Source organism: Methylobacillus gramineus (assembly GCF_020532675.1).
Taxonomy (GTDB): domain Bacteria; phylum Pseudomonadota; class Gammaproteobacteria; order Burkholderiales; family Methylophilaceae; genus Methylobacillus; species Methylobacillus gramineus.
The window spans coordinates 1,543,747-1,565,603 of sequence record NZ_JAJAVE010000001.1 but is presented as its reverse complement, the minus strand read 5'-3'; the positions used below and the strand labels follow the sequence as shown (position 1 = coordinate 1,565,603).

At 49.0% G+C, this 21,857-nt stretch carries 21 protein-coding genes and 2 tRNA genes; 10 read left to right on the top strand and 13 right to left on the bottom strand.

What is annotated here, in order from left to right; genetic code table 11:
• The first annotated feature begins 7 nt into the window (after positions 1-7).
• Positions 8-730 (top strand): arsenical resistance protein ArsH, encoded by a 723-nt coding sequence (arsH, locus tag LG201_RS07270; RefSeq protein WP_226771491.1) that lies wholly within the window; start codon positions 8-10, stop codon positions 728-730.
• Positions 731-1,606: 876 nt separating this feature from the next.
• Here the strand turns inward: arsH and LG201_RS07265 are convergent.
• The 5 genes from LG201_RS07265 to LG201_RS07245 form a co-directional block, all read right to left on the bottom strand.
• Positions 1,607-3,151: a site-specific integrase gene (locus tag LG201_RS07265; protein ID WP_226771490.1), complete on the bottom strand. Its 1,545-nt coding sequence runs from the start codon at positions 3,149-3,151 to the stop codon at positions 1,607-1,609.
• A 101-nt stretch (positions 3,152-3,252) separates the two neighbouring features.
• Positions 3,253-3,329, bottom strand: a tRNA-Met gene (locus LG201_RS07260).
• Positions 3,330-3,710: 381 nt separating this feature from the next.
• Positions 3,711-3,956 (bottom strand): KGG domain-containing protein, encoded by a 246-nt coding sequence (locus LG201_RS07255; RefSeq protein WP_226771489.1) that lies wholly within the window; start codon positions 3,954-3,956, stop codon positions 3,711-3,713.
• Positions 3,957-4,193: 237 nt separating this feature from the next.
• The gene (locus tag LG201_RS07250) at positions 4,194-4,736 is read right to left on the bottom strand and encodes a DUF4142 domain-containing protein (protein ID WP_226771488.1); all 543 of its coding nucleotides are present in this window, start codon (positions 4,734-4,736) and stop codon (positions 4,194-4,196) included.
• A 198-nt stretch (positions 4,737-4,934) separates the two neighbouring features.
• Entirely contained in the window at positions 4,935-6,380 is a 1,446-nt protein-coding gene (locus LG201_RS07245; protein WP_226771487.1) for an iron-containing redox enzyme family protein, read from the bottom strand.
• 196 nt (positions 6,381-6,576) lie between these two features.
• Between LG201_RS07245 and LG201_RS07240 the strand changes: the two genes are divergently transcribed.
• From LG201_RS07240 to LG201_RS07230, 3 genes are all read left to right on the top strand, one after another.
• On the top strand, positions 6,577-7,545 hold the full coding sequence (locus LG201_RS07240; protein WP_226771486.1) for a N5-glutamine methyltransferase family protein: 969 nt from the start codon (positions 6,577-6,579) through the stop codon (positions 7,543-7,545).
• A gap of 102 nt (positions 7,546-7,647) precedes the next feature.
• On the top strand, positions 7,648-8,121 hold the full coding sequence (locus LG201_RS07235) for a DUF421 domain-containing protein (protein ID WP_226771485.1): 474 nt from the start codon (positions 7,648-7,650) through the stop codon (positions 8,119-8,121).
• Positions 8,122-8,174: 53 nt separating this feature from the next.
• Positions 8,175-8,366, top strand: a complete 192-nt coding sequence (locus tag LG201_RS07230) for a hypothetical protein (RefSeq protein WP_226771484.1) — start codon at positions 8,175-8,177, stop codon at positions 8,364-8,366.
• 138 nt (positions 8,367-8,504) lie between these two features.
• Here LG201_RS07230 and ychF read toward each other — a convergent pair whose 3' ends face one another.
• From ychF to LG201_RS07190, 8 genes are all read right to left on the bottom strand, one after another.
• Entirely contained in the window at positions 8,505-9,590 is a 1,086-nt protein-coding gene (gene ychF, locus LG201_RS07225; protein ID WP_226771483.1) for a redox-regulated ATPase YchF, read from the bottom strand.
• A gap of 28 nt (positions 9,591-9,618) precedes the next feature.
• The gene (gene pth, locus LG201_RS07220) at positions 9,619-10,203 is read right to left on the bottom strand and encodes an aminoacyl-tRNA hydrolase (protein WP_226771482.1); all 585 of its coding nucleotides are present in this window, start codon (positions 10,201-10,203) and stop codon (positions 9,619-9,621) included.
• Positions 10,204-10,277: 74 nt separating this feature from the next.
• Entirely contained in the window at positions 10,278-10,898 is a 621-nt protein-coding gene (locus tag LG201_RS07215; RefSeq protein WP_226771481.1) for a 50S ribosomal protein L25/general stress protein Ctc, read from the bottom strand.
• 95 nt (positions 10,899-10,993) lie between these two features.
• Positions 10,994-11,929 (bottom strand): ribose-phosphate pyrophosphokinase, encoded by a 936-nt coding sequence (locus LG201_RS07210; RefSeq protein WP_226771942.1) that lies wholly within the window; start codon positions 11,927-11,929, stop codon positions 10,994-10,996.
• Between the two features lie 91 nt (positions 11,930-12,020).
• Positions 12,021-12,097 (bottom strand) — tRNA-Gln (locus tag LG201_RS07205).
• Positions 12,098-12,111: 14 nt separating this feature from the next.
• A complete protein-coding gene (ispE, locus tag LG201_RS07200; protein WP_226771480.1) occupies positions 12,112-12,981 on the bottom strand; it encodes a 4-(cytidine 5'-diphospho)-2-C-methyl-D-erythritol kinase in 870 nt (289 codons plus the stop codon).
• A 33-nt stretch (positions 12,982-13,014) separates the two neighbouring features.
• Positions 13,015-13,626 carry a lipoprotein insertase outer membrane protein LolB gene (gene lolB / locus LG201_RS07195; RefSeq protein WP_226771479.1) on the bottom strand — a complete coding sequence of 204 codons (612 nt, stop codon included), beginning with the start codon at positions 13,624-13,626 and terminating at the stop codon, positions 13,015-13,017.
• 1 nt (position 13,627) lies between these two features.
• The gene (locus LG201_RS07190; RefSeq protein ID WP_226771478.1) at positions 13,628-15,325 is read right to left on the bottom strand and encodes a tetratricopeptide repeat protein; all 1,698 of its coding nucleotides are present in this window, start codon (positions 15,323-15,325) and stop codon (positions 13,628-13,630) included.
• Positions 15,326-15,623: 298 nt separating this feature from the next.
• On the opposite strand from LG201_RS07190, the gene LG201_RS07185 reads away from it, so the two are divergent.
• From LG201_RS07185 to LG201_RS07160, 6 genes are all read left to right on the top strand, one after another.
• Entirely contained in the window at positions 15,624-16,559 is a 936-nt protein-coding gene (locus LG201_RS07185; RefSeq protein WP_226771477.1) for an ABC transporter ATP-binding protein, read from the top strand.
• Positions 16,560-16,592: 33 nt separating this feature from the next.
• On the top strand, positions 16,593-17,339 hold the full coding sequence (locus tag LG201_RS07180) for an ABC transporter permease (RefSeq protein ID WP_226771476.1): 747 nt from the start codon (positions 16,593-16,595) through the stop codon (positions 17,337-17,339).
• Between the two features lie 12 nt (positions 17,340-17,351).
• On the top strand, positions 17,352-18,725 hold the full coding sequence (locus tag LG201_RS07175; RefSeq protein ID WP_226771475.1) for a GldG family protein: 1,374 nt from the start codon (positions 17,352-17,354) through the stop codon (positions 18,723-18,725).
• Positions 18,722-19,603, top strand: a complete 882-nt coding sequence (locus LG201_RS07170; RefSeq protein WP_226771474.1) for a DUF4340 domain-containing protein — start codon at positions 18,722-18,724, stop codon at positions 19,601-19,603. Before LG201_RS07175 ends, LG201_RS07170 begins: the two co-directional genes overlap by 4 nt.
• 24 nt (positions 19,604-19,627) lie before the next feature.
• Entirely contained in the window at positions 19,628-20,443 is an 816-nt protein-coding gene (gene mutM / locus LG201_RS07165; RefSeq protein WP_226771473.1) for a bifunctional DNA-formamidopyrimidine glycosylase/DNA-(apurinic or apyrimidinic site) lyase, read from the top strand.
• Between the two features lie 375 nt (positions 20,444-20,818).
• Complete coding sequence (locus LG201_RS07160) at positions 20,819-21,856, top strand: AAA family ATPase (protein ID WP_226771941.1); 1,038 nt, start codon at positions 20,819-20,821, stop codon at positions 21,854-21,856.
• The last annotated feature ends 1 nt before the right edge of the window (position 21,857 follow it).

Here is a 21,857-nt window from a genome sequence, read left to right as displayed (position 1 = left end):
GATTGGGATGGATTCCAAACGCATCAATTTACCCAATGTGAAAGTATCGTTGTTCAACAAGGCTACTATTGAGCAACTAACCCAATATACCCCCTCAACTCATCCACCACGTATCCTCATGCTGTATGGCTCTCTACGAGAACGCTCTTATAGTAAGTTGCTGACTCTGGAAGCTACACGACTGCTAGAAGCGCTGGGATGTGAAGTCAGGATATTTGATCCACACGGATTACCCTTGCCAGACGATGCTCCTGAAACCCACCCCAAGGTAGAGGAACTGCGCGCTTTGACAGTGTGGGCGGAAGGGATGGTGTGGTGCTCACCAGAACGGCACGGCGCAATGACTGGCATCATGAAAGCTCAAATCGACTGGATGCCCCTATCGATGGGAGCTGTTCGGCCAACCCAGGGCAAGACGCTGGCGGTCATGGAAGTTTCTGGCGGCTCACAATCCTTCAATGCTGTGAACCAGATGCGTATACTGGGCAGGTGGATGCGCATGATCACTATCCCCAACCAATCCTCAGTTCCCAAGGCTTTTCAGGAGTTTGATGAGGAGGGTCGGATGAAACCATCCAGCCTTTACGATCGGGTGGTGGACGTGATGGAAGAGCTGGTTAAATTTACTCTCCTTACCCGAGATATTTCCCCATTGCTGGTGGATCGATACAGCGAGCGCAACGAGCACTCCAATCAAACATCAACACGGGTGAGTTTGAGTAAAATTTAAATAACCAAGACCCATAATGCTTGGCTTCACAAGGAAGTCAGCTTTGCATTAGGCATATACCCTTGAGTGAGAGGCCCCCCAGATGTGCTAGTACCGATGTGATTAAATTATTTATTATCCGCAAGCCGGGAGTGATTTAAAGAGCTTTAATCGATTTTAATTTTAAATGCATCCCAGACATCGCTTGAGGAAATAAAACTAACCTTGGGCTTCTGGTGGGTGTTTTAGAGTGGTAATGTGCATGGGGAGTGGCTGAAATTTTTGATGTGTAAAGGTGTGTGTAAGAATACATATCCCGATAAACCTCTACTTAATACTCTACTTAATACTCTACTTAATACTCTACTTAATACTCTACTTAATACTCTACTTAATACTCTACTTAATACTCTACTTAATACTCTACTTAATACTCTACTTAATACTCTACTTAATACTCTACTTAATACTCTACTTAATACTCTACTTAATACTCTACTTAATACTCTACTTAATACTCTACTTAATACTCTACTTAATACTCTACTTAATACTCTTCTTAATACTCTTCTTAATACTCTTCTTAATACTCTTCTTAATACTCTTCTTAATACTCTTCTTAATACTCTTCTTAATACTCTTCTTAATACTCTTCTTAATACTCTTCTTAATACTCTTCTTAATACTCTTCTTAATACTCTTCTTAATACTCTTCTTAATACTTATTCTATTGCTGATAAAATATTGAGTTTAATTGTTTATATTAAGTGAGCAGTAATAATTTGTAGTAAATATAATAAATGCATTGCTTCTTATAGAAGGGGAGCAATAATTCTATAGGGAAATATTTAGTATAAGAGTTGTATAAATATCCCTACATTCTTGAGTAATTGTTAACTACATAATAGTAGATTTAATATTGTAAGAATTCATTGCGGCTACTAATGGAGCTAAAGGGTAATATATATCTCCATAGTTATCACCAACATTCCCCATAGTGTGTCCAGTTATAGCATGGTGGACTTCAGTCGGAACTCCTGAAAGTCTGGCTAGGTGTTTAAACGTATGTCTAAAGCTATGGAATACCAGCTTGGTATCCTTAATTCCAATAGTTTCTCTTAAATAGCGACTAAACCATTTAGACCAGTTTCCACCTCTTTGAGCATATACTTTTGTTGGTTTAAGCTCATGAAATATATATCCATTGGCTTGGTTGTTAACAAAATTAATTAGTCCTAAATCTAATAGGTCTTGATGAACAGGTACTTTACGCTTACTGTTCTTGTTCTTGAGATGCTGGCCTTCTCCCTCATCCGTTATGTGAATTACCCATGTGGTTTTGGTTTGCCCCATATCAAGATAATCTTCCTCATAAATATCATTTGTTCTCAATTGGCATAGCTCTTCGAGTCTTGCCCCTGTATAAAGAGCTAAGAGAGGTAGCCAATATGAAGCCTCGCCTTTGCCACCAGCTGGACGGTAATTATTAGAGTAAACCGGGGAGCTGAAAATTTTCTTGAGAGAGGCATTATCAAATGGAAGACGAGCGGCCTTTGCTGAGTTGGTTCCTTTAACTCTTACACCAGTGGCGGGATTACTATTAATGTAGGCTTGATGAAAGCTAAAATTCAGTATTGTGTTGAGAAGTGACAAGTAATTATTTGTATTAGAAATGCTTGATCCTTCGTGAATCAGGGCATCCTTAAACTTCACAATGTCAGACTTAGTAAAGCTATCCACAAAGGTTTTTTCAGTAATCTGGCAGAATTTCTGAACAATTCGTTTTGTATGAGTATAGGTGCGATCATTAGGTTGACGCTCAGCATGCCATTTTTCAACCACGCTAATAATATTTATGCGTTGTACGTCCGGTTTAGGTATGGGGGCCATAACCGCCGCTTGATGATTTACAGGGGGTGGAAAGTATGGGGGTGGGGTATGATCCAGCGTGTAATTGATTGCATGAATAATCGCCTCAGCTTGTGTAATTGAATAAGGCGGATTTTCATCGGAATACTCGCCCTTGGTAGCGAATAACAAGGCTTCTTCACGGGTTCTTCTAAGCCCTTGAGTGTATTTAACGCTCTCATCAGGATTTTTCTGTGCACGTTTATTCCGGTAAGCATTGATGTAATAGTGAATCAATGCATTTATTTCTCCCCTGGATGCAATTTGAGCGCCGATAGAATGGAGAGAGCTTGGGGAGGGGGCGGTAGCTATTACTGTATTGGAATCAGGTCGCTGATTATTCTGTGAGCGAGCACTTTCAAAAAGATTGTCAGTATCAACACTATGTTGATGGCTAGCATTTATTGCTTCTTGACGATTTTTGGTCTTAAGTGAGAGGGTGATCTCGCGTTTATTGAGAAGCTCAATAAGATCATTAGGCACTTTACGGCGAAAATAGTAAGTGCTGCCACGCTTTGTTAGATAGTTACACATCGTTTCTTCCTTGCTCCAAGTGTAACACCCATGGGGAAAAACAGTATGTAACCTATTGAATTTACTCCAAGTCCTTGTTTCCAAAGACCTGGAGTATGTGTTGGTGGTGATGGGGGGACTTGAACCCTCGACCCCAGGATTATGAATCCTGTGCTCTAACCAGCTGAGCTACATCACCAAAAAACTGATGGTTTTAACCAAGCCCGCTATTCTATTTTCTCATCGCGCTAATGTCAAAGCTGAAAGTGCTTTATTGCTTAATTTTTTCTCTCATTTCATTTTGCTAGCCATGTAGGGAGGCCATCGGCGGGTATGGGTTTGCTCATGAAATACTCCTGGCCATAATCGCAACCCATGCTGGCAAGTATTTCAAAGACCTGTTGGTTTTTGTGGGGATAGGCATGATCATTATCAATAGCAGCCCGCTGGGGCAGTGGTGGTGACAGATGCATTGTTGATTGGGGCTGAATAGCTATCCTAACTGACAAGGAAGGCACCAAAACAAACAGGCTGAGATTCTCAGCCTATTTGTTTTGGTGCGCTCATCAGTAAATGATGCCTAACGCTTGCTGCTTTTCAGCCCGGCTAGCCGGGCCTCTTGCGAGTTGAATACATGGGCGGTGCCCTTTGCATGAGCGGCTTGCCCACCTTTTTTGCCAGCAATCCTGGCCGATTTGGAATCAAACTCGTGAGCTGTACCTTTTGCATGAGCAGCCTTGCCACCCATACTGGCAATTTTGCGCTGTTTCTCTGCGCTCATGGCTGCGAATCCGCGCGGTGATGAAGATTGTGTTTGTACCATCATGCTCCTCCATTTCGAAGATTAAGAAAAGTTGGCGAGGTGACTAATTCTCCATCCATCGCCGGGGGGAAGTGTCTTCATTATTCAAGAGCGCTGGTAGCGGGTTTATAAGCCGATGTCTTATAAAGCTGTCAGATGATATGACGGATTCACCTAAGGAATCTTGTTGGTGATTTGGGTCGTGGCAGTGCCTGCGCTTGCCATGCAGGAAGCAACTCACCAATTTTGGCGTCTGAGATTTTATTTTGTTGCGGCAAAATGATCGCGCAGCTCCCTGGCTTGTTGCAGGTGGTTTTCGAGTGCGGGCAGGTGTTGCAAGGCAAAGCGCTTAAGATCTGGATCTTCTGCGCGGGATGCGGCTTTGCTGAACAAGTGCACGGTATCTTGCTGGACTTTGACGCCCATGGTTTTTGCATAGGCCTGGTCAAACTCAGCACCATCCTTGGCCGATAACACCCTATAGCGGGCTTTCTGAATCAGTGAGGGCTCATCAGGGAGATTGGTTTGCTTTTTATCTGCGAAGGCTTTGAGCTGTTGCGTAAGCTCATGGCGCTCTTTGATCAATTGCCGTGCAAATGCTTTTACCTTGTCATTGCTTGATTTCACCGCTGCCAATTCGCTTGCTTCAACCTGCAGGAGATTGAGCCCCGCCATATCTTTGAGGTAGCTATTATCCTTGGAGGAAAGCTTTTCTGCGGCTAACAGATCAGACAGTAACATAGGCGTAACGACTAGCAGTAGCGCGAGAAAATTAAGGTATTTACCAGAAGTAGATTGAGGCATAAACCCTCCAAGCTTGAGATTAAGAAATATCTCAATCATGCATATCTGGGCGGATTGCCGGAATCGGAGTCTCCTTATTTATGTGTAGGAGAGTTTGGGACAGTCAGTCCTGCCTGGCAGATAACTGCGTCGCATGATGGGCAGGCGATATAGGTTCAGGTCATCAATACAGGGTAACGAAGCCGCAATAAGCTGTGTTTAGTTCATCCATTCTGCTTTAAACATCCGCGTCGCTGCCAGTCCTGTAGGGTAGTGATGCATGGCGGGCGATATCCAGGCAGCCAATAAGCGCATCAATACCTCTTTGTCGGTAATGGATCTTACTTGCTGATTGAAGAGGATTTGCTCATTGCTGGGGGCCGTGGTGCTGGATCTGGCCAACGGAATGATGTTGGAAGCTTCGGCAGGATTGTTCACAGAATGACACTCGGCGTGCATTTGTCTTTTTCGCACTCGCCATGATTCTCCCAGCCGCTCTCTTTTAGGCAGTTGCTCGAGATAATCTCCGGCTATCCAGTCATACAGTACCTGTTTCTCATAAGCGGTGAATACACCAAACATCAGGCCTTGATGACCATCCACCAGCTTACAGAAGCGCGAGGACTGAGGATCCTGATGGCGCGTAATCCAGCCGTGATCCTGCAATGACTGCAATAGCGCGGGCATCTCATGGGGACTGGACAGCCATTCTTGCAGGGTCTGACCGCCGATACGGCAATGGCTATGGTGCATGAATTGCCCCACACTCGCTTTCTCACGGAAGATTTGCAATAGCTCTTGTTCAAGGTTAAACGTATGGATGATCTCCAGCGATCCCAGACCACCATTGCTGAGCCTGGCGCCATTGCGCAAACGCCGCATAAATTCACGCTGGTCGCTGAATGTGGATGCGATCTCGCGTACTGCCTTGACTGCTTTCAGTGCATGGCCGGATAGTGCATTGTCTATGGTGATGTGCAGGGTGAAATAATAGGGATCTATATTGAGCTCATTGAGCTCAGCTGCCGTAATCAACAAATGCAACGGTAGTTGTTCATAGGCCAGATTAAAACCGATGATCTCTGGCAAGAACTGGTCTGCATGACTTGCCAAGGCTAGTTGGATAGCCCCCTGAATAAAATAGCGGTCATCCAGCGTTTCCCATTGCTCGCATCCATGGGTGCGTATCAATTTCCGATAAATTGCGACATGGTTATTTTCCTCTTCTCCATTACCCAGCTCCTCCAGGTAAATATCGAGTAAATCACTGAAACTACTGTCGTTCCAATGTTTGACCAGGCCATACAGCCATGCACCATCGACCATTTTGGTTGGGGCCACCGATTTGATGAAGTTAAGCGCATGGGCTTTGCTATTGAAATATTGGCGTGGTGCACCTTCCTTGCGCAACTGCAAGTATTGCTGGTATTGATGACCTACTTCCTTGCTGCTTTCTACAATCCAGTCTTCCAGTTTATTTATTTCATCCGGCATCGAGACATCCTTAGTCGCACATTCCTCCAGCTGTTGTTGCAAAAATGTCAGGGCACTGGCGCGATTGCTGATGACTCCAGGGTTGCGCAGCAAGCTGAAATAAAGCTCACGTGGCATCATCCAGGCCTTGGCTGTATTCTGCATTGGATAGGCAATAGAAGGATTAAACATAAGCGTAAGTTCCTGTCATCAAGGAGCGTTTTAATGATTCATTTTCTGTCCTTGTATCTGCGCCAGTTATCAGTCTCAGGATTAATCTGTTGTAAGACTGAGACGACAGTCAAACCAATCTCATTCTGTTAATGTCGGTTAATTGCCTCATCTGTGGAAACCCGGACATTGGAAATAATGTGTTCAAGGAAAACCTATGACTCTATCCCACACATCGCCCCATACATCAACTCAAGAGGCGACAGCCTTTGTGGCTATTCTCAGGTTGCTGCAACAGCAGGCCTACCAGTTCACAACCATTAGTCCGACCAGTCACGCCCTGGTAAATAGTCGTCCTGGCAACGAATTGGCTAAAAATGTGGCAGATATTCTGGGATGGAGCCGGCCTTTCACAGCGGATGTTGCAGGCTATGAGTTGTTTGCCTTGCTCAAGCAGGCCACGGCATTAAGTTTCGATGGCACTGTGTGGCATAGCCGCTTGCGTGTTTCCAGCCTCTCGGGGAGGTTGTTCCTGCATTCAGCTTTTCCCACCAGTGAAAGTGATGCAATATTTTTTGGTCCCGATACCTACCGTTTTTCCCGGGCGATAACGCAATATCTGGCGCTGCATCAGCCTCATGTGCGACGGGCAGTCGATATAGGATGTGGCAGTGGGGTTGGTGCTATTCTGCTTGCCGCCCAATTGCCTCAAGCCCAGGTCTATGGCGTGGACATCAATCACCAGGCGTTGGTTATCGCCTCTGCCAATGGTACGGCCAGTGATCTGCTTAACCTGCACTGGCAGCATAGCAATCTGCTGCAGGCTCTGGAGGGGGAATTTGACTTGATCATCGCCAATCCTCCTTATCTTGTGGATGCCTCGGAGCGTGCTTATCGGCATGGCGGTGGCGTATTGGGGGCTGATTTATCCCTGCAGATTGTGCAAACTGCCAAGGAGAGACTTGCTGCTGGCGGTACTTTGCTGTTGTATACCGGTGTTGCGATCGTCAATGGGAAAGATATTTTTCTCCAAGAGCTACAGTCCATGTTGCGTGGCAGTGCTCTGCAATACGAATATCAGGAAATGGATCCAGATATTTTTGGCGAAGAGCTGCGCAGCCCTGCCTACATTCAGGCGGATCGCCTGGCCGCCGTAGTATTGACCTTGCATAAATCGCCAAGCTAGGTTGTTTCCTACATTCAATGCCGCAAAAGGCCTACATGTTGCGCCAGCATGATTGCTTAGAATCAGATCTATGAATGGTTTGACTAAAATGGATGACAAGTAATGGAGCTTTTCAGCTTTAGCGTATCCCCTTGGGAAATCATACTGCGTGGTTCCATTATGTTCTGGTTTTTGTTTCTCATTTTCCGTTTTGTGTTACGCCGCGATGTCGGCAATCTTGGTATAGGCGATTTCCTGTTTGTGGTGATCGTGGCGGATGCTTCACAAAATGCCATGAGTGCCGATGCTAAAACCATCGCAGATGGGGTATTGCTGGTGCTGACTTTGCTGGTGTGGAACCTGGTTTTTGACTACCTGAGTTATCGGCTTCCTGCCATCAGGCGGTTTACAGAAGCGCCCACCATGTTGCTGGTCAAGAATGGCAAGATTCAGTGGCATAACGTGCGCCGTGAGTGGATTACCAAGGAAGAGCTCATGGCCAAGTTACGGGAAGAGGGCTTGAGTGGTCTGGGCGATGTAAAGGAGATGCGGTTGGAAGCGGATGGCCAGATCAGTGTGATTCGCGTTAACCCTTAATGGCTAGAGTGAAGTTAAGTCGCTGAGAGCCATTGCCTATACAAGGAGCAATCATGAGTTTTGCAGCCGACGGCAATATACTCAATCTCAACCAGTTCAAACTACGTTTGCAGCAAAGTGGCCTGGATCCTTTGAGTCGGGATGAAGAGAAATTCGTGATGGATTTCCTGCAAGGTGCGTGGAGCACAGATGAAATTATGGAAGAAATCCGTAAGCGGCGTGATCTTGAAGCAAGCCCAGAGTGAATAGTTATTTTTAATCCAGGCGTTGCTAGACCTAATTCTGGTGTCATGTGTCATTCTAGTGAAAAAGCGAGGATGCCGCCAAATAAAAAGCCCCGCGTTAGCAGGGCTTGTTTAGCGTACTGTGACTACACAGCTTGTTTATACATTAAATCTGAAATGCATGACATCACCATCCTGAACAATGTATTCCTTACCTTCCAGACGCATTTTCCCGGCTTCCTGAGATCCTTTTTCGCCCTTGTTCTTGACGTACTCATCATAGGCAATGACTTCAGCTCGGATAAAGCCACGTTCAAAATCAGTATGGATCACACCCGCTGCCTGGGGTGCTGTTGAGCCTTTGCGCACGGTCCAGGCACGTACTTCCTTTACGCCAGCCGTGAAGTAGGTTTGAAGGCCCAGCAAGTCATAGGCTGCGCGGATGACGCGATCCAGTCCGGGTTCTTCCAGGCCAAGTTCTGAGAGGAACATGGCCTTGTCTTCATCTTCCAGATCAGAAATCTCGCTTTCAATCTTGGCGCAGATCGACACTACTGGAGCACCTTCTTTTTTGCCCAGCGCAACGATTTTGTCCAGTAGCGGATTATTTTCAAACCCGCCTTCATCGACGTTGGCCAGATACATGACAGGCTTGACCGTGATCAGGCATAGCGGCTTGATCAACTTCAGCTGGTCTTCATCCAGGCCCAGGGTGCGCACGGCATTGCCCTGGTCCAGGTGTTTTTGCACCTTTTCCAGTACGCTGCATAAGGCGATGGCTTCCTTGTCACCGGATTTGGCTTTTTTCTGCTCGCGCTGGAACGTCTTTTCAACGGTTTCCATATCCGCCAGGGCCAGTTCGGTATTGATGGTGATGACATCGTCCAGTGGGTCGATCTTGCCTGCCACGTGAATAATGTTGCCATCCTCAAAGCAGCGCACCACATGGGCAATTGCATCGGTTTCACGAATATTGGCCAAGAACTTGTTGCCCAGGCCTTCGCCTTTAGAGGCACCGGCAACCAGGCCTGCGATATCGACAAACTCGACAATGGCAGGCTGAATTTTCTGCGGGTTGACGATCTCAATCAGAGGTTTGAGGCGCGGATCAGGCACTTCAACGATACCAACGTTGGGTTCTATGGTACAGAACGGATAATTGGCGGCTTCAATGCCTGCGCGGGTAATCGCGTTGAAGAGGGTAGACTTGCCTACGTTAGGTAGGCCAACAATGCCGCATTTCATAATGATTTGCCTGTTCCGGAGTTAAGGATTAATTCTGTTTTGGTTTGGTGTGCAGTTTGAGCATGGCTTCCTCAAACTTGCCATCCAGCAGCAATGGCAATGCACGGGTGCTGTCATCCATGGCGTATTCAATCTGCTGCATTTCTTCACGTAAGGGGGCTTTTAACACAAAATTCACGACCTCATGCCTATCCCCAGGATGGCCTATCCCCAGACGCAGCCGCCAGAAATCATTGGTTCCCAGGCATGCTGCAATATCTTTTAGGCCGTTGTGTCCGCCATGGCCGCCGCCTTTTTTCAGGCGCGCTGTGCCCGGAGGCAAGTCCAGTTCATCATGGATCACCAGGATGGATTCAACAGGGATTTTGTAAAAGCGGGCAAGGGCAGCCACTGAGCGGCCACTTGCATTCATGAATGTTGTAGGTTTCAGCAACCATGCTTCCTGGCCATGATTGAGTCGGCCACTGTGGCCGAAAAATTTGGTTTCCAGGCTAGTCTTGCTGGAAGTTTCTGCACATACTTGGTCTATCCACCAAAAGCCAGCATTGTGGCGGGTGTCTTCATATCGGTCACCAGGGTTACCCAGGCCTACAAAAAGCTTGATACCGGTCATAAATATGCTGTTCTTTAAATGAATACGCGCGTCCCGGTTGCCCGAGACGCGCGTTTAAGCATCAAGCAGCGAGATTACTCTGCTGCTTCGCCACCTTCAGCAGCTTCATCATCAGCTGCTGCACCACCACGAGGCTTGGCGATCGAAGCAACAGCAGCATCATTTTCATGCGCCAGTTGTACGAACTCAACGCCCTTAGGCAGCTTGATTTCAGACAGGTGGACTGAGTGACCAGCTTCCAGGTTTGCCAGGTCAACTTCGATGAATTCTGGCAGATCCTTAGGCAGGCAGCTTACATCAGCTTCTGTCAGGATGTGAGCCACAATGCCGCCACCCAGCTTCACGCCTGGAGCGATGTCATTGTTGATGAAGTGCAAAGGCACCTTCACGTGAATCTTCTCGGATGCGCTAACGCGTTGGAAGTCAATGTGCTGAATTGTGTTGCGAACTGGGTGCAGTTGATAGTCACGCAGCAGTACTTGTTCTTTCTTGCCACCGATATCCAGTGTCAGGATAGAAGCGTGGAAAGCTTCGTGACGGAACTCAAGGAACAGCTCCTTGTGGTTGAACTCGATGCTTACTGCTTCTTTTTCACCACCGTATACTACGCCTGGAACATTACCAGCGCGACGGAGACGGCGGCTCGCACCCGTACCTTTGCCTTCGCGCGTGGTTGCTTTGATTACAATAGCCATTTTACTACTCCTAAAAAGAGCCCTAAAGCTCTGGGTTGCCTGTTATCCGCGACCAGATAACAGAATAAGGTCGATGCATCCGCATCGACCGAAACTTATTCTGCAAACATTGAGCTTACAGAGTCTTCATTACTGATGCGGCGTATGGTTTCCGCAAACAGCTCCGCAGTGCTCAGCAAGCGAATCTTTGAAGACGATAATGCATTTGAGCGCAGAGGAATGGTGTTAGTCACCACCAATTCATCCAGCTCGGAATTGGTAATTCTTGATACTGCCTCGCCGGATAGCACGGGGTGAGTACAGTATGCGATGACTTTGCGTGCCCCTTGCTGTTTAAGGGCAACGGCAGCCTCACACAGCGTGTTGGCGGTATCCACCATGTCATCCATCAATACGCAGGTGCGGTCGTTTACATCACCGATGATATTCATCACCTTGGCCACATTGGGCTTGGGACGGCGCTTGTCGATAATCGCCAGGTCGACGTTGAGTTGCTTGGCGGCCGCACGGGCACGCACCACACCGCCAACGTCAGGTGATACCACCACCAGGTTTTCATGCTGTTGTTTCAATAAATCATCCAGCAGGATAGGGGTGGCGTAGATATTGTCGACAGGAATGTCGAAAAATCCCTGAATCTGGTCTGAGTGCAAGTCCATGGTCAGCAGGCGGTTAACACCGACGCTGGTGAGCATGTTGGCAATGACCTTGGCTGTAATCGCTACGCGGGCAGAACGTGGACGCCTGTCCTGGCGAGCATAGCCAAAATAAGGAATTGCCGCTGTAATCCGGCCAGCAGAGGATCGACGCAAAGCGTCCACCATGACCATGACTTCCATCAGGTTGTCATTGGTAGGCATACAGGTCGATTGCAGGATGAATACATCCTTGCCGCGGACATTGTCCAGCAGCTCAACCATGACCTCTCCATCACTGAAGCGATCAACGGTCGCGCGCCCCAGTTCTATGCCCAGGTGGTTCACTACTTCTTCGGCAAGCGTACGGTTTGCGTTGCCGGTAAATACCATCATGTCGCCGCGGGCCACAGTGGAATCCTTTTGTTTAATAAATCGCGTACAAAAAATAAAAGCGTGTAATTTTTTAAGTTACACGCTTTTATTCTGGCTGGGGAAGAAGGATTCGAACCTTCGCATGCCGGAATCAAAATCCGGTGCCTTAACCAGCTTGGCGACTCCCCAATTGATCGGTTTCCTCAGATGGCAAAGCTGTGTAACGGGTGTTGATCCAAACCTTTTGCATAGAATCCTGAAATTTCGCACCCTGCAATCGCTTGCAATTCACGCTTTTCAATGACTCTTGCTAACACAGCTTCTGCGTTTTCCTGGCTCTCCATTTCCACGAACACTGAGGCGCCAGAACCACTCATGCGAGCCTGCGAGAATTGCGTTAGCCATTCCAGGCAGCTTGCAACAGCGGGATATTGCTGACAAACCACAGTTTCGAGATCGTTGTGAACCAAGTCCCTCAGAAAGGCCGCTATTGTCGTGGGATTCGTATTCCTTGTCAATTCCCCTGATGCAAAAATTTCTGCTGTCGAGATATGCACTTGCGGAGTGAGTACCAGGTAGTGCGCAGGAGGTAATTGAATTGACTGTAATTTTTCGCCTATTCCCTCTACCCAGGCATTTTTACCAAAAATAAAAAAAGGCACATCCGCCCCCAATTGGAGGCCGAGTGAGATGAGCTCCTGGCGGCTAAGATTGAGATGCCATACGCGATTGAGTGCTAATAATACAGTCGCGGCATCCGAACTGCCGCCACCCAGGCCACCACCCATAGGGGTGCGTTTGGTGACAAAAATATCCGCCCCCAGCTTGCTGTTGGTATGTTGCTGTAACAGTGTTGCCGCACGGATACAGAGGTCTTGCGCTTCCGGCACGCCAGGGATGTCCTGTGTGCGTTGGATTAGTCCGTCATTGCGTGGCCTGATATGAACGGTGTCACCAAAGTCGAGCAGGCGAAATACGCTTTGCAGTAAATGGTATCCGTCATTGCGTCTGCCGGTAATATGCAGGAATAGATTGATTTTTGCGGGTGCCGGGAATGGCGTGAAATCTTGCATAAAGGAGTAAATCTTTTTGTGCTATTAATTCTGCTATTGATTCAATGAATGCCACTGCTGGACAATGAGCTTGAGTGTAAGCTGGGTATTGCGCAATGTAATTCTGCTAGGCAACTGGTAACCTTCTGCCAGTACATATTGCCCATATTCTATCTCCCAGCCATCTTGCTTCAGTTTAACCAGGCGCCCTTGTTCGTCCCAGGTGGATGATGCAATCGCTGTATGACTTGGGCGTCCCAATGTCCAGTCAGCAAGTCCGGTCATGGGCAGGCGCCAGCCCAGATTCTGCTCGGTCAGAGTTTCTGCATCTGAGGCCTGATAAGTCTTGTTGCCACTCGTTTTGAGGGTCACACCGTCAGGAGTACGGGTGATGGCAGCAACCTGGCTGCCCAGAGGTGAGAACAGGGTGATAGTGTCGTTATTCACCGCATGTCGCCATTGTGTCGATCCGGAGAATCCTTTTGCCGCCGTTTGTACCCCAATACGTCCCTGAAGATTGAATTCCTGGATACGGGCAACGCTGTCCAGGTGTTGCTGGTGAACCTCGGGCGTACTAGGCGGCAATGACGGAGTGCTGGAGAGGCTGGCGCAGCCAGCCAACGACAAAACAGCAAGGCTGGCCAGCCAGCGGCGTATAAACGACATACTAGCGATTGAATTTTCTATTGGTGCTTAGCAATATTTCGTTCTCAGGAAACTGTGCCAGAGCTGCTTCCCAGGTTTTCACTGCTTCGTCACGCTTGCCCTGGGCCCACAATACTTCACCCAGGTGAGCCGCTATTTCTGGGTCGCTTTGCTGCGAATAGGCCCGGCGTAGATATTCCAATGCTGTATCCAGCTTGCCCAGGCGATAGTAGACCCAGCCCACGCTGTCAAGGATGTAGTGGTCGTCCGGACTTAATGCATGGGCTTTTTCTACCAGTGCCTTGGCTTCTTCCAGCTTGATATTGCGGTCTGCTAGCGAGTAGCCGAGCGCATTGTAGGCTTGAGAGAATTCCGGTTGCAGCTTGATCAGTTTGCGTAATTCCCGCTCCATCACATCGAGCTTCTGCACGCGCTCAGCCGCCATCGCATAGTCATAGATCAACTCTGGGCTGTTCGGCAATGTGTTAATCGCATTTTCCAGCCGGCTAAATGCTTCCTGATAGCGTTTGGCCTGTGTCAGTACATTGGCCTGGGCGTGGACCACGGCGGCGCGTTGAGCATCTGACAGGCCTTTGAGGTTTTCGAGTGAGTTAATGGCGGCATCGATGCCTTGCTTGCGCGCAATCACATTGGCCACACCAAGTTGGGCATCCACATAGCGCACTTCACCGGGGGCTACTTTGCTATACCAACTGACGGCTTCATCGTCATTGCGTTTCTTTTCCGCAATCTGTCCCAGGTATAGATAGACCTGATCTTTATCCTTGAAATCTTTTTCCAGTGCCTGTGTCAGGTATTGCTCAGCTTCAGCCAGCTCTCCTGCCTGTAGTGACAGCAGGCCAACGACGACCAGAATTTCCGGATTGCCGTTGGAGGCCTGGATCAGCTTGATGAATTCGGACTTTGCTTCGTCAAACTTCTTTTGACCTGCCAGGATGCGGGCCATGGCCAGGCGTATTTCATTGGCGTCGCCGTGTTTTTGCAGGAAGTCGCGATAAAAGGTGACAGCCTGGTCTGGGGATTGACCAAGCAATACTTGCCCTTGCATCAGGGCAGCCATTTCCCAGCCTGGACGTAATTTGCTGGCGGTATTGAGTTCGCTCAATGCCAGTTGAACATTGCCTGCGTTCCATGCCGCGTGTGCAATAGAAAAGTGGGCTTCGGGCAGTTCCGGGTAGTTTTTGGCCAAATCCTGAACCAGCGTCAGTACTGCTGCCTTGTCAGGTTGGCGTGAAAGCAGGCTGTTGAGGAACATAAAGCCGCTGGGCCTTGCTTCTTCATTAGCCAACAGCTTCTGCAAGTGCGGCTTGGCTTCAGAAAGTTTGCCCGTGTTAATCAGCATCTGGGTCAGGGCCTGGTGAGCCTCGGTTGATTCAGGATCTAGCTGAGACCACAGATTGGCGGCTTCAATCGCAGTCCTGCCATCATTGCCGATGACGGCAGTCTTGGCCGCGCGTTCTGCCAGGCGAGAGTCTTTGCTGCCTTTTGCCAGATCAAGAAAGACGGCGCTCGCCAGGTCATACTGGCCCCGTTGCCCGGCAATCTCACCGATCAGATATTTATAGACGAACTCTCCGGTCAGCGCTGGCTGGTCGGAGGGGCTGATGGTGCTCTGGGTAGCGGCAAATGCTGCATGGTTCATGCCTAGTGTCATTACCGCAGAAGCGACGGCTATTTTAATAATTTTGCTGATAGGCATTTTATAAGAGGTCTCATTGCTAGATTGATGATGTCAAATATGAGGTTTGGCTGCCCCGGTTTCAACAGCATTCATGAAACCTTTGCAGGATTTTGCATCTCTATGCTTAGTCCGTGACACTAGATGCAAGTTCATCCATAATGAAGTTCGACTATAGCCGTTTTAAATATGATCTTTCAATAGCGTTATCATCAATATATTCCCGGCGACCACCTTGGATTAAAATACATCGCGCTTGACAGTTGTCAGGCGTTTTTTTAACTTAGCACCCCTGTAAACCGGATATCCCATAGAATTTATGACGACTATTACCGTAGAGGCATCAGATTTAACCCGCAAATATGGCGGTCGTGCAGCAGTCAGCGATGTAAGTTTTTCGCTGAATAAGGGTGAGGTGCTGGGCTTTCTGGGGCCAAATGGTGCCGGTAAGTCGACCACAATGAAAATGTTGACCGGTAATTTGGCACCCAGCAATGGCTCTGTGAAAATTTGCGGCATCGACATGATAGAGAAACCCAAGGATGCCAAGGCATTGATTGGGTATCTGCCCGAACAGCCACCGCTTTACCGTGAATTGACTGTTGATGAATTTCTCACGATTGCCGCACGTCTGCATCGCGTCAGCCGTGGTCACATCAAAAAGGCGGTGGATGTTGCCAAGCAGCGGTGTGGTCTCACTGAAATGGGCAAGCGCCTGATTGAGAACCTGTCCAAGGGTTATCAGCAGCGTGTGGGGATTGCCCAAGCCATTATCCACAACCCCATGGTCGTGATCCTGGATGAACCCACAGTCGGGCTGGATCCCATCCAGATTCGTGATATCCGCGCCCTGATCAAAGAGCTGGGCGGGGAACATAGCGTTATTCTTTCTACCCACATCCTGCCAGAAGTTGAAATGGTCTGTGATCGTGTGCAAATCATCCACAAGGGTTCCCTGGTATTTAACGGTTCGATTGATGTGCTCAAGGAGCAACGTCACGGCAACCGCTTGCTACTAGGCCTGCATCACCCACCTGCTACCGAGGCGTTACTTGCCATTCCCGGTGTGGAAAGTGTGGATACGGTGGAAGGTGGTTTCCTGCGTGTGCATCACACACCTGGCCATGTGCCTGCCGAGGCTTTGGTGCAAGCAGCGGTCAGCCAAAACTGGGGCCTGTTCCAGATCAACCCTGATCAAACCAGCCTTGAAGAAGTTTTCGTCCAATTAACATTCCAGGAACCATCTGCTGCCTGATAGGCGTAGTGTTCCCAAGAGGGTGATTCATTCATGATCATTAATATCGCCAGAAAAGAACTGAAGGGGCTGTTTTCCTCGCCCATGGGCTGGGTGATCCTGGCTCTGCTCCAGTTTGTCTTTGCTACATTTTTCCTGATGGGGATAGACCAATATTTCCTGACCATGTCCGGCGCGATGCGTCCTGACCAGCGTATAGGGGTGACCGAGTTTGTCGGCAGCAATGTATTCGGGATTGCCTCCTTTATCATGCTGTTTGCGGTGCCCTTGCTTTCCATGCGCCTGATCAGTGAAGAGCGTCGCCAGCAAACCCTGCCATTCCTGTTCAGTGCACCTTTATCGCTTACCGAGATTGTCCTGGGCAAGTTTTTTGGCCTGGTCATATTCCTGACGATCACCATCCTGCTGATAGGCTCCATGTTGTTCTCGCTGAATTTGTGGGCTGATATCGATGTAGGCTTTGTACTTTCCAATCTTGCAGGTCTCTGGTTGCTGGTAGCGAGTTTCTGTGCGCTCGGTATCTATGTGTCCAGCACCACGCAACAACCGGTGGTGGCCGCTATCATCACCTTTGTGGCATTGTTTGCCTTGCTGCTGCTGGATCATTTCCTGGCGGGTGACCCAAGCAACACAGCGGCTTATCTTTCCCTGATGAAGCACTTTGAGCCTTTCTCCCGCGGTCTTATTGATACACGGGATGTGGCTTACTTCGTGTTGTTTATCGTGACTTTCCTGACCTTGACCATCCGTAGACTGGATGCTGATCGCTTGCGTGGCTGATCGAGAGACTCTATGAAAACCAATCGCAAACTACGCTTTCAATTATTCGTCCAGAACAGCTTTTTTGTTGTGCTGTTTCTGGTCTTTATTTTCCTGATCGGCTTTTTGTCGCATGAGTACCATGCCAGTCGTGATGTCACTCAGGGCAGCCGCAATACGCTCACCGAAGGTAGCGTGAATGTATTGAAGCAAATGAATGGGCCGATCACCATCACGGCTTATGTGACCAAAGATGAGGCTTATCGCAAGTTCATCCATAAGTTTGTTGAGCGCTACCAGCGTGTGAAACCTGATATCAAACTGGAGTTTGTAAATCCAGCAGAAGAGCCCAAGGCAACGCAGGATGCGGGTGTGCGTTCGGAAATCGAGCTGGTGGTTGAGTTCAACAAGCGCACAGAGCATATCGTGCCGCCGCAAGCCTTTATTGAGCAGGAAGTGACCAACCTGCTGGTGAGACTTTCACGTACCAACCAGAACGCCATCATGTTTCTGGATGGGCATGGCGAACGTAGCCTGATTGGTGTGAAAAATCACGATATTGGTGATTTTGGTAAACACCTGGAAAAGAAAGGCTTCAAGCTTGCCAATCCAGACCTGTTGATTGCCCAAGCGGTACCGCATAACGGTGCCATGCTGGTGATTGCCAGCCCGCAGGTCAATGTCACTGATATTGAAGTAAAGAAGATCAAGGATTATCTCGACTCAGGTGGCAATGTGTTGTGGCTGATTGATGACGAGAAGAATCTGCACGGGCTTCAGCCGATTGCTGAATATCTGGGGCTGGAGCTGACCCCTGGCATGGTGGTGGATTTATCTGCCAAACAGTATGGCGCAGATGCCAAGATTGCGTTTGCCAACCAGTACGGTGTGCACGCGATTACCAAAAACTTCATGTTGCGCACCTTGTTCCCCGAGGCGCGTATGCTGACGGCAGCAGGTACTTATGAGAATGGCTGGAAGGTATCCAATATCGTTGAAGTGGCACCGAATGGCTGGCTGGAAACCGGCGAAATCGACGACAAGGTCAGTTTCGACAACAAGAAAGATATTCCTGGCCCCATCAATATTGCAGTGGCCATGGAACGTAAATACGGTGAAAAAGGCCAGCGCGTGGTCGTCGTAGGTAATGGCAACTTCCTGGCCAATACTTTCCTCGGCAATGGCGGCAATCTGGATCTTGGCCTCAATATGGTGAACTGGCTGGCCGGAGATGATCGCTTGATCACCATTCAGCCCAAGCCGCTGAAAGACGTGAACGTTATTATCCCTTCAGATGGCTGGTCCAACCTGATGGCCCAAGCCGTGTTTATCGGCTTCAGCCGGATACTGCCAGTGACCCTGGTAATTATTGGTGTAGTGATCTGGTGGAGGCGTCGCAAGGCATGAGGACGCGTTGGTTAGTTAACTTTGCGCTGTTATTGCTGGTGGCTGGCATTGTGGCTTTTCTTTACCTCAGACCTGCGGAAAAAGAAGAGTTGGCGCAGCAATATCCGGTGTCTTCGCTCAAACTCGCAGATTTCTCCAGGCTTAGCGTAGAGTTTCCTGCCAAAGCGCCGGTGGTGTTTGATAAGGTGGATGGGTTCTGGTATCTCGCACAGCCTTACAAGGCGCGTGCTGACCAGATGACGGTGCAGCGCATTCTGTCGATTGTGGCAGCCAAGAGTCCAGAGCAGTTTCCTGGCAATGACTTGGCGCGCTTCGGGCTGGATAATCCCAGGCTCAAGCTGAAGCTGGATCAGGAGGAGTTTATCTTTGGTATCTACAATCCTGTCAGTGCAGAGCAGTATGTGGCTTACAAGGATGCGGTTTACCTGGTTCCCCCCATCTATTCAGAGACAGCATCTACCCAGATTGTCGAGCTTCTGGACAAGAGTCCGCTGAAGCCCACTGAAAAGGTGTCCGGTTTCGATTTCTCCAGGCTGGAGCAATGGGAAGATGTGCGTTTGCAGGTGGATCTGACTGACGATGCGAAGTGGAAGGTGTCTCTGCAAAATGCCAAGCCGGATCAGCAGGCCATGAACGAATGGTATGACACCTATTGGGGCAAGATTCGCGCCAGTGCTGTTGAGCCGTACACACCTGATCGCAAGGCGAGCTATCCTTCATTCTCGGTCAAGCTCAAGGACGGAAAAAAAGTCCATTTTGACAAGCTACAGGAAGCACCAGAGCTGATCCTGGGACGTCCTGATGAGGGCATGCGCTACCACTTTCCGGCTGATGCAGGGTTTGCCTTGCTTAATCCTCCTATTGGTCTTGCCAAGTAAGGCACGGCTTTCAAGCCTGAATGCATGCCTGAGCTACCAGAAGTTGAAGTGACCCGTCGCGGCCTGATGCCGCTTCTGGGTCAGGCTGTAGCGCAGGTGATTGTGCGCCAACCTTCAATGCGCTGGCCCATTCCCGATCACCTTCATTCCACCCTGGTCGGTAACAAGCTACTAGAGCTCAATCGCCGCGGCAAATACATCATTGCCCGGTTTGAGAGCGGGTCGCTGATACTCCATCTCGGCATGTCGGGCAGGCTCTGCTTGTTGGAGCATGATATCCAGCCGGAAAAGCATGACCATTTCGATATCCATTTCACCGATGGTCGTGTAATGCGCCTGCGGGACCCTCGCCGTTTTGGTGCCGTGCTCTGGGCTGGGCTAGAACCTGCTGCGCATGCATTATTAAGCGTACTTGGGCCTGAGCCGCTGGATGATATATTCACTGGTGCCTGGCTGCATAGCCAGATTCGTAGCCGTACTTCCTGCATCAAGAACGTGATCATGGATAGCCATCTGGTGGTAGGGGTGGGCAATATCTACGCAAGCGAGTCATTGTTCCGGGCCCGTATTCATCCCGAAAAACCTGCAAACAAGCTGACTCTGGTTGAGTGTGATCGCCTGGTGGTGGAAGTCAAAGCGACCTTACGGGATGCGCTACAAGCCGGTGGAAGTAGCCTGCGTGATTTTTTTGGTGCGGATGGTAATCCTGGATATTTCCAGCAGGAATATTTTGTCTATGGTCGCACCGGGCAACCATGCAAAATCTGTGCTGCTCCAATACTGTCTGTCAGATTGGGGCAACGCTCTACTTTCTATTGCCAGCACTGCCAGAAAAAGTAAGCAAACTCACCCCCGTTGATGACCTGTGATGACAGGTCGTCGTCTCACATGCCAAGCGCCTATCTTGCGAGGTGCGATCTTCTTGTGTATGCCTATATTGACTGCATGGTATCCGTCCTCATGCGGCATTGGCTGATAAGCTATTACCCCTTTATTCCTTTCTATATCTCTGCATCTTGTCCTTCCTGATTTCTCTGTATTGAGCTTCTGCTATGGATGGGAGAATTTCCCGATCATGTCATTATGTCGGGAAATTATCTAAATTATATTGCGAAAAAATAATATCGCAGCCATACTTTGAATGTATACAGACCTGTATATTTTTATCCTGCCGTTTATTCAAGATTAGGAAGTGATATGGCATTAGGACGTGATATGGAAAGTGCAGCTATCGATACCCAGTTGGCAGATTGGAGAACCCGTGCCCTGAAACTGGAAAGTGAAGTGCAGGGCGTGATCGTAGGCCAGGATGCTGCCATACGCTTGATCAATATTGCCATCTTCGCCAGAGGCCATGTGATGCTTGAGGGTGGGGTCGGGGTTGGCAAGACGACACTGTTGCAATCTGTGGCCAGAGGTATAGGCGGAGCCTATGAGCGTATCGAGGGTACGGTCGACCTGATGCCCAATGATTTGGTCTATCACACGTTTCTTGGCCCTGAAGGACGCCCTCAAATTGATGAAGGCCCCTTGTTGCGGGCTGGCGAGAAACTTTCCGTATTCTTTTTCAATGAAATCAATCGTGCCCGTCCGCAAGTCCATGCGCTGATGCTGCGGGTGATGGCCGAGCGCCATCTGCATGCCTTTAAAAAGGAATACCGCCTGCCGCATATGGTGGTGTTCGCTGACCGCAACCAGGTGGAAAAGAATGAAACCTTCGAGATTCCCTCTGCGGCGCGCGACCGCTTCATGATGGAAATTGGGATTGATATCCCCGAGGATCGCGAGCTGCGGAAATCCCTGGTGTTCGATACCAAGTTCCAGCATGCAGAGAAGTTGACGCAAAAGGTGGAGTCGGGCCTGTTGGCATTTGACCAGTTGAATGACTTTTCCGATCTGCTACAAAACCATGTGCAGTCATCGCCTGCGCTGGAAGAATACGTGATGGATTTATGGACGGCGACTCAAAAGCCAGAAAGTGTGGGCATCACGCTTGATGGCGTGGATATGCACCGCCTTATTCAAGCGGGTGCCAGTCCGCGAGGCATGGGCATGCTGCTCAAGGCTGCCCGTGTCCATGCATGGCTCATGAATCGTGACTATTTGTATCCTGAGGATATTCATGCCGTGTTCCATGAGGTGATCGCGCATAGATTGGTGTTCAATTCCATGTATGAAAGCCGTCGTACATTGTTATCCCGGCAATTGACGGCAAAAATCCTGGAAACTGTGGCAGTACCGGCAAAGTCCTGAG

Excerpts from the sequence above, each read along its gene's own strand:
- arsH (WP_226771491.1), top strand. The coding sequence starts at position 8 with ATGGATTCCAAACGCATCAATTTACCCAATGTGAAAGTATCGTTGTTC.
- LG201_RS07265 (WP_226771490.1), bottom strand. The coding sequence starts at position 3,151 with ATGTGTAACTATCTAACAAAGCGTGGCAGCACTTACTATTTTCGCCGT.
- LG201_RS07255 (WP_226771489.1), bottom strand. The coding sequence starts at position 3,956 with ATGATGGTACAAACACAATCTTCATCACCGCGCGGATTCGCAGCCATG.
- LG201_RS07250 (WP_226771488.1), bottom strand. The coding sequence starts at position 4,736 with ATGCCTCAATCTACTTCTGGTAAATACCTTAATTTTCTCGCGCTACTG.
- LG201_RS07245 (WP_226771487.1), bottom strand. The coding sequence starts at position 6,380 with ATGTTTAATCCTTCTATTGCCTATCCAATGCAGAATACAGCCAAGGCC.
- LG201_RS07240 (WP_226771486.1), top strand. The coding sequence starts at position 6,577 with ATGACTCTATCCCACACATCGCCCCATACATCAACTCAAGAGGCGACA.
- LG201_RS07235 (WP_226771485.1), top strand. The coding sequence starts at position 7,648 with ATGGAGCTTTTCAGCTTTAGCGTATCCCCTTGGGAAATCATACTGCGT.
- LG201_RS07230 (WP_226771484.1), top strand. The coding sequence starts at position 8,175 with ATGAGTTTTGCAGCCGACGGCAATATACTCAATCTCAACCAGTTCAAA.
- ychF (WP_226771483.1), bottom strand. The coding sequence starts at position 9,590 with ATGAAATGCGGCATTGTTGGCCTACCTAACGTAGGCAAGTCTACCCTC.
- pth (WP_226771482.1), bottom strand. The coding sequence starts at position 10,203 with ATGACCGGTATCAAGCTTTTTGTAGGCCTGGGTAACCCTGGTGACCGA.
- LG201_RS07215 (WP_226771481.1), bottom strand. The coding sequence starts at position 10,898 with ATGGCTATTGTAATCAAAGCAACCACGCGCGAAGGCAAAGGTACGGGT.
- LG201_RS07210 (WP_226771942.1), bottom strand. The coding sequence starts at position 11,929 with ATGATGGTATTTACCGGCAACGCAAACCGTACGCTTGCCGAAGAAGTA.
- ispE (WP_226771480.1), bottom strand. The coding sequence starts at position 12,981 with ATGCAAGATTTCACGCCATTCCCGGCACCCGCAAAAATCAATCTATTC.
- lolB (WP_226771479.1), bottom strand. The coding sequence starts at position 13,626 with ATGTCGTTTATACGCCGCTGGCTGGCCAGCCTTGCTGTTTTGTCGTTG.
- LG201_RS07190 (WP_226771478.1), bottom strand. The coding sequence starts at position 15,325 with ATGCCTATCAGCAAAATTATTAAAATAGCCGTCGCTTCTGCGGTAATG.
- LG201_RS07185 (WP_226771477.1), top strand. The coding sequence starts at position 15,624 with ATGACGACTATTACCGTAGAGGCATCAGATTTAACCCGCAAATATGGC.
- LG201_RS07180 (WP_226771476.1), top strand. The coding sequence starts at position 16,593 with ATGATCATTAATATCGCCAGAAAAGAACTGAAGGGGCTGTTTTCCTCG.
- LG201_RS07175 (WP_226771475.1), top strand. The coding sequence starts at position 17,352 with ATGAAAACCAATCGCAAACTACGCTTTCAATTATTCGTCCAGAACAGC.
- LG201_RS07170 (WP_226771474.1), top strand. The coding sequence starts at position 18,722 with ATGAGGACGCGTTGGTTAGTTAACTTTGCGCTGTTATTGCTGGTGGCT.
- mutM (WP_226771473.1), top strand. The coding sequence starts at position 19,628 with ATGCCTGAGCTACCAGAAGTTGAAGTGACCCGTCGCGGCCTGATGCCG.
- LG201_RS07160 (WP_226771941.1), top strand. The coding sequence starts at position 20,819 with ATGGAAAGTGCAGCTATCGATACCCAGTTGGCAGATTGGAGAACCCGT.